Source organism: Elizabethkingia argenteiflava, assembly GCF_009904105.1.
Taxonomy (GTDB): Bacteria; Bacteroidota; Bacteroidia; order Flavobacteriales; family Weeksellaceae; genus Elizabethkingia; species Elizabethkingia argenteiflava.
In genome coordinates, this window is sequence record NZ_JAAABJ010000642.1 from 50,240 (window position 1) to 65,491 (window position 15,252).

The window sequence follows — 15,252 nt, forward strand, 5'->3', positions numbered from 1 at the left end:
AAAAGTTGATATCAAACAACATACACGTCTTTCGTCAGAGGTTGATTAACAGTGTGCAAATTTAAAACATTTTTCTAGGTTTTACAAATGTTTGGAGAGGATTCCAGATTAAAAATACCAAGAGATCCTCCATATGGCTTAAGTTTAAGGGGTAAATACTTCAAATTTTCCATCCTCAAAGAAGAAGATGATTTTCTTGATGCGTTTTTCCTGACAATCAGTCTTTTGCGACATACTGTCTGTTTTCTCAGTTCCTAAAGGCTGAGAATCGGATAAAATTTTTGTTGCCGAATCTTTGATTGAAGCATTCGATTCTGATGGCTCAGACTGTTTGTTTATTTCTTCGATATCACTTAATAAAGGTCCTCCAAAATTAGAGGCCCATGTAAACAAATCTGGGCGAGGTAAGGAAGTCTCTTGATAGGCGTGCGGCTTTTTTTCTTCACGGGTAGGGGGGAGCTCTTTTTCTTTCGGGATTTGGGAGTCTTGCTCTATCATCTCTCCTTTACCGTATATCAGCCAATCCCATGCTATTTCGGGAAAACGATTTTTAATCTTAATAATAAAATCCAAAGAAGCTTTGTTTCGCCCCGACGTAATATGTGAAATACTAGAACGGGGGACCTCAATGCTATCCGCAAATTCTGAAGGTGAATAGCCGAAGTGATCGATTACTTTTCTAATTCTATCTGAGATTTCCATAATTACAAATGTAAAAAATATTTTTTTAAAATTGTGAATTCAGATTGGAAAAAATAAATTTTTAGTTTGTTTACAAATGTTAAATGTTAATTATTGAGCTTATTTCCAGATCGTTATCATCTTAATAAAATGCGATTATACTCAGTCTTGATGAGGCTTTCGTTTATTTACATTTTTAAACTTTTATTTCTAATAATAGAATATATAGGAAACTTTCTTCCTTCCGGACCTATAAAAGACTAAATTAAAATTCATGCTACCTGTTGTGTATTTAGAATTAAAAAAGGCTAATCATCTAATAAAGATATGTTTATAATTGATTACTAATTAATTAGTAATCTTATTCAAATTACAAAATTATTTTAAAATGATGAATAAACATATGTAAACACATAGATAAACTGTTGTATAGAGAAAATAAGAGAGACACGAAGTTGTAAATTTTCAGATTTCACGGAGATTTTAGTCGTGGGTGCACGTCTATTGCAATTTGTAAAATCAACTGGTTAAAATGTTTAACAATTTGTTTCACCGATCCAATAAAACCCGAATATGGATGGGTACGGTGCAGAAAACAAGGTGCTTTGGCTTTAAACTTTATGCAGTTTGATAAAATGAAATCTTAGATTGGTTTGATCTTTCACCGGCAAATGCTCCTGATGTAAATGACCTACACCATAGAAAGGAGACCTTTTAAAACTGCATTTTAATACGAGATAGGGGTGGGGTTATCAGGTTGATTTACATGATTCTTTCAGTACCTATGCGTAAGAACCAACATGATTTTGTCGACTTTTCTACGAAAAAATCAAAGATACGAAGGCAAATAGAAATCAATATCTCACCACAATGCGGAGCATTTTTAAATCATATCTATTTTGTGAAAACCTTTCAGGGTTTAGCCACCAGAATAGCTTCAAAAATAACTTCTTTTACTATGATTCAATACCTCAATTTTTTTGTCTTTAATAGAGGTTTGAATAGGTGAAAGTTAATTTTTTTAATGCAAAATGGTATAGCTTTTCTATTTTCCTTCCCCTGCTATAGGCTTATTAGAAGGAGGAATTAATAGAGACGCGATAATACTACCCCCGAGTATGATGAGAATAATGATCAAAGAATGAACCGTCTTAAAGCCCCACGCATCCAAGAAGTGGTGAAAGATCATTTTCAGTCCTATAAAGCTTAGAAGAAAGGCAAGTCCTGTTTTTAAATATCTAAATTTGCCCACAATATTAGCCAATAGGAAAAACATAGAACGAAGGCCCAGGATCGCAAAAATATTCGAAAAGAAGACAATATATGGATCTTTAGTGACAGAAAAAATAGCAGGTATAGAGTCTACAGCAAATATCAAATCAGTAAATTCTATGATAAGCAAGACGAGAAATAAAGGGGTAATCTTTCTTACACCATCTATCACAACAAAAAATCGACCACCTTCAAACCGGTTGTGTACCATAAAATATTTATGGGCAAATTTAACCACCGGATGTTTTTCTGTATCGAGCTGTTCTTCCTCTTTACTAAAAAACATACGAATACCCGTAAAGATTAAAAAAGCCCCGAATATATACATAATCCACTCAAATCGGTTGAGAAGAGAAGCCCCTACAAAAATAAAGATAAAACGCATCAAAATAGCGCCGAGTATGCCCCAAATTAGCACTTTATGGTAGTTGGTCTTAGCAACTTTAAAAGAGCTGAATATCAATAATATCACAAATATATTATCAATTGATAAGGCGTATTCTACAATATATCCGGTTATATATTCAAGAGCAATATTTTTATTATAAAGCTTGAGACTGGCCTCTAAATCTCCTGGTATTACCTTTAAAGAGAGATGGTGCTTGTTAATAGTCTTTTGTAGACTTTCTATACTATCTATGTTGTGTAAGTAGTTTCCATAATTCGCCAGAAAAAAATAGAACCCTAAAGCGATGCCTATGACCAAAAGGCTCATAGTCAGGGCTTTTTTGGGAGATACCTCATTGGCATTTATACTGTTTTTATTCCTTTTGGATAATAGCCCCAAATCAACAACCAATAGGAATACGATCAGGGCTAGAAAAGCTATGATAAATAAAAGTTCTCCGTTCATCTGTTAGTAATATTGAATACAAAGGTAGTATAAAAAGCGAATAAAATAACATATTTACAAATGTAAACAAATAGGTAATCAAAAAACATCTTTAAACCCCTTCGTTTAATCTTTTTTTCCACACATATTAGAATTTAAGCTTATTAATAGCTTAAAGTAAATGTAAATCTAAGCTATAGATAAACAAAATTAAGCACTGATATACAGTAATTTATAAGTGCATATTATTAAAAACATAAGACTTAAATTTATCAACAGACAAAATGGCATAGTCTGAATGTTTAACTATTTACAAAAGTGAATTAGAAAAAGAATTTAAAATGTACTATCTTTGAGAAATTAAAATAAAAGCAAAATGGCATCAGTTTTTAAGTATTTTACAAATGTTAATTTTCCAAATCGCTATGTAGCCCCTCAAAAACTATTTTCTTACCTTGAATCCTATTATCAACATTATATTACTCAGATAGGAAAATCTGTTTTAGGTCAGCCTATTTATAAATTTTCAATGGGAAAGGGAAAAGTTCATGTACTTGCCTGGTCTCAGATGCACGGCAATGAGTCGACGGCTACTCTGGCTATGTTGGATTTGATGTATTCATTAGAAAGAGATGAATCGCTGCGAGATAGACTATTTAGTAAAATTACATTAGATTTTATTTTTATGTTGAATCCTGACGGTGCCGAAAGATGGACCCGACGAAATGCTCTAGATATAGATGTTAATCGGGATTTCTTAAAAGAATCTAGTCCTGAAATTAAGATACTTAAAAAAATAGTGAAAGAGAAAAAATATAATTATGCTCTTAATTTACATGATCAGCGAACTATTTTTACTACTGATGGTATCCATCCAGCTACTTTATCTTTCCTTGCACCTTCTTATGATCAGAACAGAAGCCTTAACACGAATAGAAAGATCAGCATGTCCGTGATCGCCCATATTTATTCGGATTTAAAGAACAAAATCCCTCATCGTATCGGTCGTTATTCTGATGAATTTTATCCCAGCTCTACGGGTGATAATTTTATGTTAGCGGGTATTCCTACTCTTTTATTTGAAGGAGGGCATTCTGAAAATGATTACTTAAGAAAGGAAACCCGTAAATACTACACCTTAGCCTTATATGACGCTTTGGCCATTATGTCTATTATACAGGGACAAAGCTTAGTTTATAATACCTATTTTGATATTCCGGAAAACCAACAGACGCATTATGATCTTATCTATAGAAATGTAAAGCTAAATACTGATTTCCATTGTGTGCTGGATATAGCGGTTCAGTATAGGGAAGTTATACAACCAGGAGAGGAGGAAATTACCTTTATACCTATGGTTGTAGAGGTGGGAGATCTTGCCAATAAAAAAGCATGGAAGGAAGTAGATGCCACAGGGAAAAAATTTATTTCCGAGTATAAATTTCCTAAATTGGATCAAGTAGTCAACTTTAGTATAGAATAGAAAGTAAGGCTTAAAAACAATATCGTTTACAGGATACGCTGTTTAATCTTGTCACTCATTTAGATTTTGTAAGTCTGGATTGCAGAAAAAAGAAAATGCGCTTACTTCATCAAAAAGCCGTATTTTAGTGGTCCAAAATTATTCTGTAAATAAAAATTATAATATGAATCAATTCGATGTAGCCGTTATAGGTTCGGGTCCTGGGGGATATGTTTCAGCAATTAGATGTGCACAATTGGGTTTTAAAACTGTAATTATAGAGAAATATGATAAACTGGGAGGTACTTGTCTTAATGTAGGTTGTATTCCTTCTAAAGCTTTATTGGATTCATCTGAGCATTTTGAAAACGCAAAGCATAATTTTGCTGCCCATGGTATTAAAATCGATACCCCTAAAGTGGACCTCACACAAATGATTAACCGCAAAAATGAAGTTGTGGATCAGACGACCAAAGGAATTAATTTTCTAATGGATAAAAATAAGATCACTGTATTACAGGGGAGGGCCAGTTTTGAATCGGCTACGGAAATTAAAATAACAAAAGAAGATGGTACTTCAGAGGTTATTGAAGCTAAAAATAGCATTATAGCAACAGGTTCTAAGCCCTCTACATTGCCTTTTATTAATTTAGATAAAGAGAGAATAATCACGTCTACAGAAGCTTTAAATCTACAAGAAATACCAAAACACCTTATTGTTATAGGTGGAGGGGTTATTGGTCTTGAGCTAGGTTCTGTATATTTACGTTTAGGCAGCCAAGTTACTGTAGTCGAATATTTGGATAAAATTATTCCAGGAATGGATGCTACTTTATCTAAAGAGTTGCAGAAGACATTGAAAAAACAGGGGATGAAATTTATGCTGTCTACAGCGGTTTCCGGTGTAGAGAAAAATGGGAAAACTGTAAGCGTAAGTGCAAAAGATAAAAAAGGTGAAGAAATTAATATTGAAGGAGATTACTGCTTAGTCTCGGTAGGACGCCGCCCTTATACAGAAGGCTTAGGTCTTGAAAAGGCTGGAGTGGAACTCGATGAAAGAGGAAGAGTGAAAGTAAATGATCACTTACAAACCAATATCTCCAACATATACGCTATTGGAGATGTCGTGAAAGGTGCTATGCTAGCCCATAAAGCAGAAGAAGAAGGCGTTTTTGTAGCGGAAACTTTAGCAGGCCAAAAACCTCATATCAATTATAACCTGATTCCGGGGGTCGTTTATACATGGCCTGAAGTAGCAGGCGTAGGAAAAACAGAAGAACAATTAAAAGAAACAGGAGTAGCTTATAAAGTAGGTTCTTTTCCTATGCGCGCATTAGGACGTTCCCGCGCGAGTATGGATACCGACGGTCTTATTAAAATTTTGGTAGATGAAAAAACAGATGAAATTTTAGGCGTGCATATGATTGGAGCCAGGGCTGCCGATATGATTGCCGAGGCGGTGGTAGCTATGGAATTTCGTGCTTCGGCAGAGGATATCGCCAGAATTTCTCATGCTCACCCTACCTATACAGAGGCCATAAAAGAAGCCGCTTTAGATGCTACAGGCAAGCGGGCTATACACATGTAAAGTAAAATCCTGAAAGGTGAAAATAAAAAAAAGCGATCACTCTTGATCGCTTTTTTACTTTAGTAGCATAATAAAATTTTACTTCGCTAAATAAAAGCCTATTTTTGTAAAAAAATAGTATGCAAATAGGAAAGAGCCAATACCTAAAAGTTTCCAGAAAGTCAGAAGCAGGGTTTTACTTAAAGGATGAATCGGGGAATGAAGTTTTTCTTTCTAAACTTTTTGCCGAAGCAGATACCGAAGTCGGAGACGATGTACAAGTATTTATTTACCAGGAAGAGGGGGAGCTAAAAGCGACCACGGAAACTCCTTTTTGTGAAGTAGATCAATATGCTGTACTCCGTGCGGTGCAGACCTTACCCAGTGGTGCTTTTATGGATTGGGGGATTATCAAAGATTTATTTATACCTTATAAACAGCAGAAAGGTAAAATCGTAGAAGATAAAAAATATCTGGTATACGTATACATTAATGAAGAAACCGGACTGATTACTGGAACTACGAAATTTAAGCGCAATCCACAATATACCCATATCGATCTTAAAAAAGGGCAGAAAGTAGATTTAATATTAATGAACGAAACAGAATTAGGATGGAATGTAGTCATTAACCAGCAATATATTGGATTAATCTACAGTTCTGATGTTTACAAAAAGTTATATCCCCTCAATGAAGAAGTAGGCTATATCAAATCGATTCGAGAGGATGGAAAAATAGATGTCAGCCTCCAACCTGATGGTTTTGAAAATATAGATAACTTCCGTCAAAGTGTTTTGGACGCGTTGGAAGAAAATGGCGGCTTACTTTACTTATCCGATCAATCTTCTCCAGAAGAAATAAAGAATGAACTCCACATGAGTAAAAAGAATTTTAAAAAGGCCATTGGAGGTCTCTATAAAGATCAAATTATTGAAATTTTGGAAGATAAAATCAGACTTAAACACTAATTTAATTCCAGATCCATTCTTAAGGACTAGAGAACAACATAGAGTTTCCGGAATAGGGAGCTAAATGTAAAACAAAATTTAAAATTATCAAACCACAGTTTAAACTGTGGTTTGAGTTTTTATAATGAAAATCATCAAGGGTTAAAAGTTTGTTTTCTTATTCCAAAAATTGAAGAGCCTATTCTTACCGAAGTAGCTCCGCATTCAATGGCTAAGAGATAATCTCCACTCATTCCTATAGAGAGGGTTTCTAATGGTTTTTGTGTAGATAGCTGGTCGAAGAGATGTTTTAGAAATAAAAATTCCCGACGTGTTTTTTCACAATCCTCTGTTAAGGTCCCAATCCCCATAAGACCGGTGATGGAGATATTTGTGAAATGACCTTGAAGATATTTAAAAAAAACTTCCTTAGCCTCGGAGACTTCCATACCTGTTTTAGAGTCTTCTTCTGCAATTTTTACTTGAAGTAATACTTTTATAATGCGCTGGTGCTTAATAGCTTGTTTGTTTATTTCTATCAAAAGTTTTTCGGAGTCTACACTCTCTATAGTATCTACAAAGCCAGCTATATATTTTACCTTATTGGTTTGGAGGTGCCCAATTAAATGCCATTTTATATCATCAGGTAATAAAGCTTGTTTGGTCACCATTTCCTGAACTTTATTTTCTCCAAAAACACGTTGTCCCAACTCGTATACTTGCCTGATAGTTTCTACAGGATGGTTTTTAGATACGGCAACTAAAGTGACTTTAGGGGGTATATTTTCTATAATTTCTTTGTAATTCTTTGCTATAAACATGGTTAATCTTTATGTTTCAAATTATTCTTTTTTGAAAGTACCGCTCCAAAAGTCAAGTCTGTAAAAAACTTTCTCTAAGGTTGATATTTTCTCCAAATGTAAAGCTATTTTATCCTCATTTAAATAGAGTTCCGTATTTAGGCTATATAAACCTTCCATGCAGAACCAATCAAGAGGAACCGAATATTGGATGTTCAAAATTACCGAAAGCAAAAATTTAAAACAAGTTTATCGTTCGGAAATTATAATATCCCTAAACAATTTCATTCCTTTAGTAGCCGAAGTTTTGAAGAAATTATTGGCAGATGTCAGGTGTTCATCTAAATGTGGGTCTATCACAAAAACTTGGCAATATTCAGGGATATAGTGCATTAAAGAGGCCGCAGGGTAGACCTGTAAGCTAGTGCCCACTATTAATAAAATATTTGCCATAGATGTTATATTGATAGCTTTATCCATTTCAGGTACCATTTCACCAAACCACACAATATGAGGTCGCAGTTGTGTCCCTTCCTCATCTTGATCACCCCAGTTTAGATCTTCTTCCCAGGGGATAATTTTATTTTCATTGTTCACAGGTCTTACTTTTTTAAGCTCTCCATGTAAATGGAGTACCTTTTGAGAACCAGCTCTTTCATGCAGATCATCTACATTTTGAGTGATAATGTGAATATCAAAATCTTGTTGAAGGGCTGCCAGAATATAATGAGCTTCGTTAGGGGTGACTTCTTTCAGCTGCTTTCTGCGCAGGTTATAAAAATCCAATACCTTTTGTGGATTTCTTAAAAATCCTTCAGGGCTAGCCACTTCTTCAATAGAGTGATTTTCCCACAACCCGTTAGAATCCCGAAATGTTTTAATTCCGCTTTCAGCACTGATTCCCGCACCCGATAACACGACTATTTTTTTCATGATTTATTACAATAAATATAAAAAGCCGAAAATTTTCGGCTTTTGTTTCTTTTTAATGATAATCATAAATTTTATTATACAAATCAATAAAAAATTCTTTTATAGCTTTGCGTTTTAGCTTTAAGGTAGGTGTCAGAAGTCCATTTTCAATACTCCATACCATAGGTGTCAGTTCAAATTTCTTAATTTGCTCCCATTGGCCGAGCTGTTTATTGAGTTTTTCCACTTCCTTTTGGATACGTTTGATCACTTTTTCATTATTGCAGATATCTTCATAGGTATTGCCGATATGATAAGCTTTTCTTGCTGCCCAGGCTTTTAAAAAATCAAACTCAGGTTGAATAAGAGCCGCCGGCATTTTTTCTCCATCGCCAATCACAATAATCTGTTCAATAAATTTAGAAGCTTTGGCCATATTCTCAATTAACTGAGGCGCAATATATTTTCCACCCGAAGTTTTAAAAATTTCTTTCTTTCTATCGGTAATTTTTAAAAAACCTTCTCCATCTATATGGCCAATATCACCCGTTTTAAAATAGCCATCCTCTGTAAATGCTTCTTTAGTTTTCTCTTCATCCAGGTAATACCCCTTAAATACAGAAGCACCTTTTACTAAAATTTCACCATCTTCAGCAATTTTAAGTTTAAGATTTTCAAGAGGTATTCCTACCGTACCAAATTTTAGATTTTTAAGACTATTTACCGATATAACTGGAGAAGTCTCTGTAAGTCCATAGCCTTCTAGAATAGGAATTCCGGCGCCATAAAAAATTCTATTTAGGCGTGGAGATAAAGCCGCAGATCCACAAATAAGAGCTATAAGATTTCCGCCCAAGCCTTCTCTCCATTTTTTGAAAACCAACTGATCGGCAATCCAGCCTTTTATTCCAATATTTTTTCCGATTTCGTAGTTTTCGATTAACGCTAATGACCAATGGAAAATTTTGGATTTTATTCCGCCTGCATTTACACCAGTATTGTATATTTTATCGTATACTTTTTCTACCATACGCGGAACTACCGTCATAAAATGCGGTTTTACTTCTTTTATATTATCTCCTACTTTTTCTATACTTTCCGCAAAATAAATAGAATATCCATTGTACAGATAAAAATAGAGGAGCATACGTTCAAAAACATGGCACAGCGGTAAAAAACTAAATGCTCTTATATGCTTATAATCTAGTTTGGTTTCAGGCAGTCTGGGTATAGAATTCAGTACATTCGATATAATATTCTCATGGGTGAGTGCTACTCCTTTGGGATGACCTGTCGTACCAGAGGTATAGATAAGAGTTGCAATATCATCTGTTTTAATAGTATTGGTAATATCTTCGATTTCGCTTTGGGTACTATCCTCCTCTCCCAAATCCAGGATCTCCTTCCAGTTAGCAACTCCTTTTATATCCTCAAAACTGAAGATGCCCATTAAACTTTTAATTTTAGGCTGTATAGAGATCAATTTATTATAAAGTTCCTCATTCGATACAAAACAATATTTAATTTCTGCATTGTTAAAAATATATTCATACCCCTCTTCACTGATCGTAGGATATACAGGTACGCTGATGACGCCGATTTGAGAAAGCCCAATATCCATAATAACCCATTCCGTCCTATTATTATGCGAGATGAGACCTATTTTATCTCCAGGCTTAATACCGAGTTTTATTAAACCTCTCGACATTTTATTGGCTTGCGCTATGTAATATTGTGTAGAGGCCTTTACCCATTCTCCATTTATTTTCATCGCAAACATATCTTCTTTAGGATATCGCTTTAGTGCATTATGTGCCAAATCAAAAAGTCGTTTTATTGCCATAATATAAAATTTTAGGGGTGTTCGTAAAGATAAAATATTTATTCTTTCTATCAAAAATTATTTTTTTAATGATTTTTTTAAAAATTGTATTTTTACGAAAAATAACTTTATAATAATATGGATTTTAACTTTTCAGAAGAACAACTGATGATTCAGCAAGCCGCTAGGGATTTCGCACAAAATGAACTTCTCCCTGGTGTTATCGAAAGAGATAACCTTCAAAAATTTCCCAAAGAGCAGGTAAAAAAAATGGGAGAGATGGGATTGATGGGAATGATGATAGATCCCAAATATGGAGGAGCGGGAATGGATAGTATTTCTTATGTATTGGCATTAGAAGAGATTTCGAAAATAGATGCTTCTGCAGGAGTTATTATGTCTGTTAATAATTCTCTTGTATGTGCGGGTTTAGAACGGTTTGCGAGTGAAAAACAGAAGCAAAAATATCTTGTTCCCTTAGCTCAGGGGAAGGTAATCGGAGCTTTTTGCCTGTCCGAGCCTGAAGCGGGATCGGACGCTACTTCCCAGAGGACCACAGCTGAAGATAAAGGTGAGTATTATTTGTTGAATGGTACTAAAAACTGGATCACCAACGGTGCGACAGCTACCTACTATATAGTCATTGCTCAGACTTATCCCGAGAAGGGGCATAAGGGTATTAATGCCTTTATCGTTGAAAAAGGATGGGAGGGTTTTGTGATAGGAAATAAAGAAGACAAACTAGGTATTAGAGGTAGTGATACCCATTCTCTGATGTTTACAGATGTTAAAGTCCCTAAGGAAAATAGAATAGGAGAAGATGGTTTCGGATTTAAATTTGCTATGGCGGTGCTCAATGGTGGTAGAATAGGCATCGCATCTCAGGCTTTAGGAATTGCTTCTGGAGCTTATGAACGGGCTTTAAAATATGCAAAGGAGAGAAAAGCGTTCGGTACCGAAATCATTAACCATCAAGCTATTGCTTTTAAATTAGCGGATATGCATGTGAATATTACAGCAGCCAGGATGCTATGTTTTAAAGCAGCTGTAGAAAAAGATTTGGGAAAAGATATTTCAGAAAGTGGGGCTATGGCAAAATTATACGCTTCCAAAACCGCCATGGAAACTACCGTAGAAGCAGTACAAATTCACGGAGGATATGGCTATGTAAAAGAATATCATGTTGAACGCTTAATGCGGGATGCTAAAATCACTCAGATTTATGAAGGGACTTCAGAAATACAGAAAATTGTGATCTCTAGGTCTATTGCACAATAATTTTCATCAACTTTAATACACGACCATTTCAGAAGTTATTTATGAAAAAAACAAAAAGTTATGATTTTAAGGGATGAATTTTAATTTTCTGTAGAGCAGGAGATCATATTCATACTAATTTACTATCAAACCGGATCCGAAAATATTAGTATTTATAGGCGAATCTTGTAAACTCTTTAGGAGGGGCTATTTTTATTCTCAGTATAATTTTATTTTTGCGATAGCGTAAACTTTAATTAAAACTATCAGCGTTTTCTATAATCTTCTTCATCTTTTTGTAGTTTTGTCGGATGAAAGATTTAATGGGAAGAGCGATATGGGATTATTTTCATGGTGAAAATCCACAGGATATACAAACAGAGACTTCTATTTCAGATCTGGATGAACTACCCATCGCTTATTTATTCCGTAGTTTTAATGAGATGAACGCTATCGAAAGAAAGGCTCTTGAATTATCTACAGGCAGTATATTGGATGTGGGGGCAGGAGCAGGAGGGCATAGCCTTTATTTACAGAATGAAAGAAATAAAGAGGTAACCGCTCTTGATATTTCCCCTAAAGCGATTGAGATTTGCAAAAAGAGAGGGATAAAAAATACCATATGCACCCCTATACTCGACTACTATGGGCAAACTTTTGATACTATCTTACTCTTAATGAATGGAACGGGTATTTTTGAGTGCCTGACGAAAATAGATGTTTATTTTCATAAGTTAAGCGCTCTGCTAAATCCTTATGGTCAGATCCTAATTGATGGAACAGATATCCTGTATATGTATGACAGGGATGAGGATGGAGGGGTTTTTATTCCTGCGGAAGCTTATTATGGAGAGCTGGACTATATTGTACACTATAAGGGAGAAACGGAAGAGCCTATAAAATGGTTGTATCTGGATTTTGAAACCCTAAGAAATGTTGCGGTCCACCATGGTTTTTTAGTAGAAAAATTAATTCAAGAACAGGACTCATATCTAGCGAGATTGACACGGATAAACCCATAGTTTTATAGACCATTTATAAATAGGGCAGGATAGAGAGAGCATATAAAAAAAGATTTTGGAGAATTTTCCAAAATCTTTTTATTTTTTTAAGTTGTAATAAGCTAGTTTAGCCGATTTCAATACCATTTTCTACTGTTTCATCAGGAGTGACAAACGAGAGTTTTCCATCGGGTTTAGTCGTTAGTAAAAACATACCTTGAGATTCAATTCCGCGGATTTTCCTCGGTGCCAGATTTAGAAGAATCATCACTTGTTTTCCAATTAATTCTTCAGGTTTAAAACTTTGAGCAACACCAGATACCACAGTTCTAATATCCACCCCTGTATCTACTTTAAATTTTAAAAGCTTATCTGCTTTTTCTACTTTTTCAGCTTCTAGAATCGTAGCTGTTCTCAGATCTATTTTTGCAAAATCATCAAAAGAAATCTCTTCCTTCATTGCTTCAGCATTAGGATTGGTTTTTTTATTATTCTGCTTGGTTTGTTCAAGTTTCTGTATTTGTTCTGCAATAACTTCGTCCTCGATTTTAGAGAACAGAAGTGAAGCTTCTTTAATCCGATGTCCGCTTTCTATAAGCACACTATTATTTTCCAGTATACTCCAGTTCATACGCTCGATATTAAACATAGAAAGTAATTTCTCCGAGCTAAAGGGCATAAAGGGTTCGGATAATTGTGCTAAAGCTGCTGCCAGTTGTGCACCTACAAATAGAGACTGTGCAGCCTTCTCCGGTTGTTCTTTTATCGTTTTCCAGGGTTCTTCATTTTGAAGATATTGATTTCCAAAACGCGCTAAATTCATCAGAGAGGAGAGCGCATTTCGAAATTCAAATTTTTCCAATGCAGAGGCAATCTCTTTAGCAGTATTACTAATTTCCAATAATTCAGGGGATTGAGTGTTCCCTTGTGGAATAATACCCTTATAGTATTTGTGTATCAATACCGCCACTCTATTGATAAAATTCCCAAAAATTCCTACCAGCTCTGAATTGTTTTTGGTTTGAAAATCTTTCCATGTAAAATTGTTATCCTTAGTTTCTGGTGCCGAAGAGAGTAACACATAACGCAAAACATCTTGTTGTCCAGGGAAGTCGGCTATATATTCGTGTGCCCACACTGCCCAATTTCGGGAAGTTGATATTTTATCATTTTCCAAATTTAGGAATTCGAAAGCAGGGACATTCTTAGGCATAATATATTGACCATGTGCCTTCATCATAGAAGGGAAAATAATGCAATGGAATACAATATTATCTTTTCCGATAAAGTGAATTAAATCGCTATTTTCATTCTGCCAGTAATCTCTCCAGTTTTTGCCATTTTTCTCGGCCCATTCTTGTGTAAAAGAAATATAGCCTATGGGAGCATCAAACCAGACGTATAAAACTTTACCTTCAGCATCAGGTAAGGGTACAGGAATTCCCCAATTGAGATCTCTGGTCATAGCACGAGGCTTTAGCCCATCGTTTAACCATGATTTTACTTGTCCATATACGTTCGGCTTCCAGTCTTCTTTATGGCCTTCAATAATCCATTTCTGTAAAAAGGCTTCATAATCATTTAGGGGAAGATACCAGTTTTTGGTTTCCTTAAGAATGGGACTATTCCCACTCAACATAGATTTTGGATTGATCAGTTCGGAAGGAGAAAGGGTAGAGCCACACTTTTCACACTGATCTCCATAAGCATTTTCATTTTTACAATTGGGACAAGTGCCTACAATATAGCGATCTGCTAAGAATTCATGGGCCTGTTCATCAAAATATTGTTCGGAGATATCTTCTGTAAATTTCCCGGCTTCGTAAAGTGTTTTAAAGAACTCTTGTGAGGTTTCATAGTGTTTCTTAGAACTCGTTCTAGAATATTCATCAAAGGAAATACCGAGATCTAAAAAAGATTTTTTAATAATCTCATGGTATTTATCTACTACATCTTGAGGACTTATTCCTTCTTTTTTTGCCCGTATCGTAATCGGAATGCCATGCTCGTCCGATCCACAAATAAAAGCGACATCTTTACCCAATCTTCTCTGAAATCTTGCATAGACATCTGCAGGGATGTAAACTCCTGCTAAATGCCCTATATGAACCGGTCCGTTTGCGTAAGGCAAAGCTGCCGTAATTATCTTCCTTATAGACATTTTTTATTTAGTTTTTTGCAAATATACATAAAAGGCCAAGCATTCTGCTTGACCTTTTATATCTACTTTTAGTTTTTATTAGAATGCCAATCCTAAACCTACTTGAAATACATTGTTTTTAGAATCGCTGTAGCTTTTCCCTATAAGATCTTTATCTTTTCCAATATTGGTGATTCCTGCAACATAACGAGCATTGATACTTACCTTAGGGGTAATATGATATCCTAATCCTAATCCTACTCCTAGGTTAAAAGTGTTTAGATTACGGGTAGCAGTCTTTGTCCAATCGGTCTCTAACGAACGTCCATCCCCATCTTTCAGTTTATTCTTAGCGCTTATTAAGAAACCAAATTCAGGACCTGCTTCTAAATAAAATTCAGGCGTAGCGTTATATTGTAGCATTACAGGAACAGCAATATAACCTAAATTAGTGCTATATGAATTTTTATGATCATTCCCAAAGGTTACTTTAGAACCCAAGTCATTGTAAATAACTTCTGGCTGAAGGCTTAAAGTGGTAGATATAGGAGCATTAAGG

12 protein-coding genes and 1 pseudogene are annotated in these 15,252 nt (G+C 35.0%); 6 read left to right on the plus strand and 7 right to left on the minus strand.

Features of this window, described 5'->3' with window-relative positions:
* Positions 1-144 precede the first annotated feature (144 nt).
* Positions 145-702 carry a helix-turn-helix domain-containing protein gene (locus tag GNY06_RS12540; RefSeq protein ID WP_166520395.1) on the minus strand — a complete coding sequence of 186 codons (558 nt, stop codon included), beginning with the start codon at positions 700-702 and terminating at the stop codon, positions 145-147.
* An 880-nt stretch (positions 703-1,582) separates the two neighbouring features.
* Here GNY06_RS12540 and GNY06_RS15805 point away from each other — a divergent pair.
* Positions 1,583-1,690: pseudogene (locus GNY06_RS15805) on the plus strand (IS982 family transposase); the annotation flags it as partial.
* A gap of 36 nt (positions 1,691-1,726) precedes the next feature.
* Here GNY06_RS15805 and GNY06_RS12545 read toward each other — a convergent pair.
* A complete protein-coding gene (locus tag GNY06_RS12545; protein ID WP_166520396.1) occupies positions 1,727-2,806 on the minus strand; it encodes a TerC/Alx family metal homeostasis membrane protein in 1,080 nt (359 codons plus the stop codon).
* Between the two features lie 355 nt (positions 2,807-3,161).
* On the opposite strand from GNY06_RS12545, the gene GNY06_RS12550 reads away from it, so the two are divergent.
* The 3 genes from GNY06_RS12550 (at position 3,162) to GNY06_RS12560 (ending at position 6,782) form a co-directional block, all read left to right on the plus strand.
* Positions 3,162-4,268, plus strand: a complete 1,107-nt coding sequence (locus GNY06_RS12550) for a M14 family zinc carboxypeptidase (protein ID WP_166520397.1) — start codon at positions 3,162-3,164, stop codon at positions 4,266-4,268.
* A 163-nt stretch (positions 4,269-4,431) separates the two neighbouring features.
* Positions 4,432-5,835: a dihydrolipoyl dehydrogenase gene (gene lpdA / locus GNY06_RS12555; protein ID WP_166520398.1), complete on the plus strand. Its 1,404-nt coding sequence runs from the start codon at positions 4,432-4,434 to the stop codon at positions 5,833-5,835.
* A 119-nt stretch (positions 5,836-5,954) separates the two neighbouring features.
* Entirely contained in the window at positions 5,955-6,782 is an 828-nt protein-coding gene (locus GNY06_RS12560; protein ID WP_166520399.1) for a CvfB family protein, read from the plus strand.
* A gap of 134 nt (positions 6,783-6,916) precedes the next feature.
* Here the strand turns inward: GNY06_RS12560 and GNY06_RS12565 are convergent, their stop codons facing one another.
* From GNY06_RS12565 to GNY06_RS12575, 3 genes are all read right to left on the minus strand, one after another.
* Positions 6,917-7,582: a YggS family pyridoxal phosphate-dependent enzyme gene (locus tag GNY06_RS12565; protein ID WP_166520400.1), complete on the minus strand. Its 666-nt coding sequence runs from the start codon at positions 7,580-7,582 to the stop codon at positions 6,917-6,919.
* A gap of 228 nt (positions 7,583-7,810) precedes the next feature.
* The gene (locus tag GNY06_RS12570) at positions 7,811-8,494 is read right to left on the minus strand and encodes an SIR2 family NAD-dependent protein deacylase (RefSeq protein ID WP_166520401.1); all 684 of its coding nucleotides are present in this window, start codon (positions 8,492-8,494) and stop codon (positions 7,811-7,813) included.
* Positions 8,495-8,546: 52 nt separating this feature from the next.
* Positions 8,547-10,316 (minus strand): AMP-dependent synthetase/ligase, encoded by a 1,770-nt coding sequence (locus tag GNY06_RS12575; RefSeq protein WP_166520402.1) that lies wholly within the window; start codon positions 10,314-10,316, stop codon positions 8,547-8,549.
* 117 nt (positions 10,317-10,433) lie between these two features.
* Between GNY06_RS12575 and GNY06_RS12580 the strand changes: the two genes are divergently transcribed.
* Together GNY06_RS12580 and GNY06_RS12585 are read left to right on the plus strand one after the other, a co-directional pair.
* Complete coding sequence (locus GNY06_RS12580) at positions 10,434-11,573, plus strand: acyl-CoA dehydrogenase family protein (RefSeq protein WP_166520403.1); 1,140 nt, start codon at positions 10,434-10,436, stop codon at positions 11,571-11,573.
* A 290-nt stretch (positions 11,574-11,863) separates the two neighbouring features.
* Positions 11,864-12,574 (plus strand): class I SAM-dependent methyltransferase, encoded by a 711-nt coding sequence (locus tag GNY06_RS12585; protein ID WP_166520404.1) that lies wholly within the window; start codon positions 11,864-11,866, stop codon positions 12,572-12,574.
* Between the two features lie 106 nt (positions 12,575-12,680).
* On the opposite strand, the gene metG is transcribed toward GNY06_RS12585, so the two are convergent.
* Both metG and GNY06_RS12595 read right to left on the minus strand, forming a co-directional pair.
* Positions 12,681-14,714 (minus strand): methionine--tRNA ligase, encoded by a 2,034-nt coding sequence (gene metG, locus GNY06_RS12590; protein WP_166520405.1) that lies wholly within the window; start codon positions 14,712-14,714, stop codon positions 12,681-12,683.
* Positions 14,715-14,792: 78 nt separating this feature from the next.
* Positions 14,793-15,252, minus strand: a 460-nt coding sequence (locus tag GNY06_RS12595) for a porin family protein (protein ID WP_166520406.1), incomplete at its 5' end; no start/stop codon positions are given.

Excerpts from the sequence above, each read along its gene's own strand:
- GNY06_RS12575 (WP_166520402.1), bottom strand. The coding sequence starts at position 10,316 with ATGGCAATAAAACGACTTTTTGATTTGGCACATAATGCACTAAAGCGA.
- metG (WP_166520405.1), bottom strand. The coding sequence starts at position 14,714 with ATGTCTATAAGGAAGATAATTACGGCAGCTTTGCCTTACGCAAACGGA.
- GNY06_RS12585 (WP_166520404.1), top strand. The coding sequence starts at position 11,864 with ATGAAAGATTTAATGGGAAGAGCGATATGGGATTATTTTCATGGTGAA.
- lpdA (WP_166520398.1), top strand. The coding sequence starts at position 4,432 with ATGAATCAATTCGATGTAGCCGTTATAGGTTCGGGTCCTGGGGGATAT.
- GNY06_RS12570 (WP_166520401.1), bottom strand. The coding sequence starts at position 8,494 with ATGAAAAAAATAGTCGTGTTATCGGGTGCGGGAATCAGTGCTGAAAGC.
- GNY06_RS12580 (WP_166520403.1), top strand. The coding sequence starts at position 10,434 with ATGGATTTTAACTTTTCAGAAGAACAACTGATGATTCAGCAAGCCGCT.
- GNY06_RS12560 (WP_166520399.1), top strand. The coding sequence starts at position 5,955 with ATGCAAATAGGAAAGAGCCAATACCTAAAAGTTTCCAGAAAGTCAGAA.
- GNY06_RS12550 (WP_166520397.1), top strand. The coding sequence starts at position 3,162 with ATGGCATCAGTTTTTAAGTATTTTACAAATGTTAATTTTCCAAATCGC.
- GNY06_RS12545 (WP_166520396.1), bottom strand. The coding sequence starts at position 2,806 with ATGAACGGAGAACTTTTATTTATCATAGCTTTTCTAGCCCTGATCGTA.
- GNY06_RS12540 (WP_166520395.1), bottom strand. The coding sequence starts at position 702 with ATGGAAATCTCAGATAGAATTAGAAAAGTAATCGATCACTTCGGCTAT.
- GNY06_RS12565 (WP_166520400.1), bottom strand. The coding sequence starts at position 7,582 with ATGTTTATAGCAAAGAATTACAAAGAAATTATAGAAAATATACCCCCT.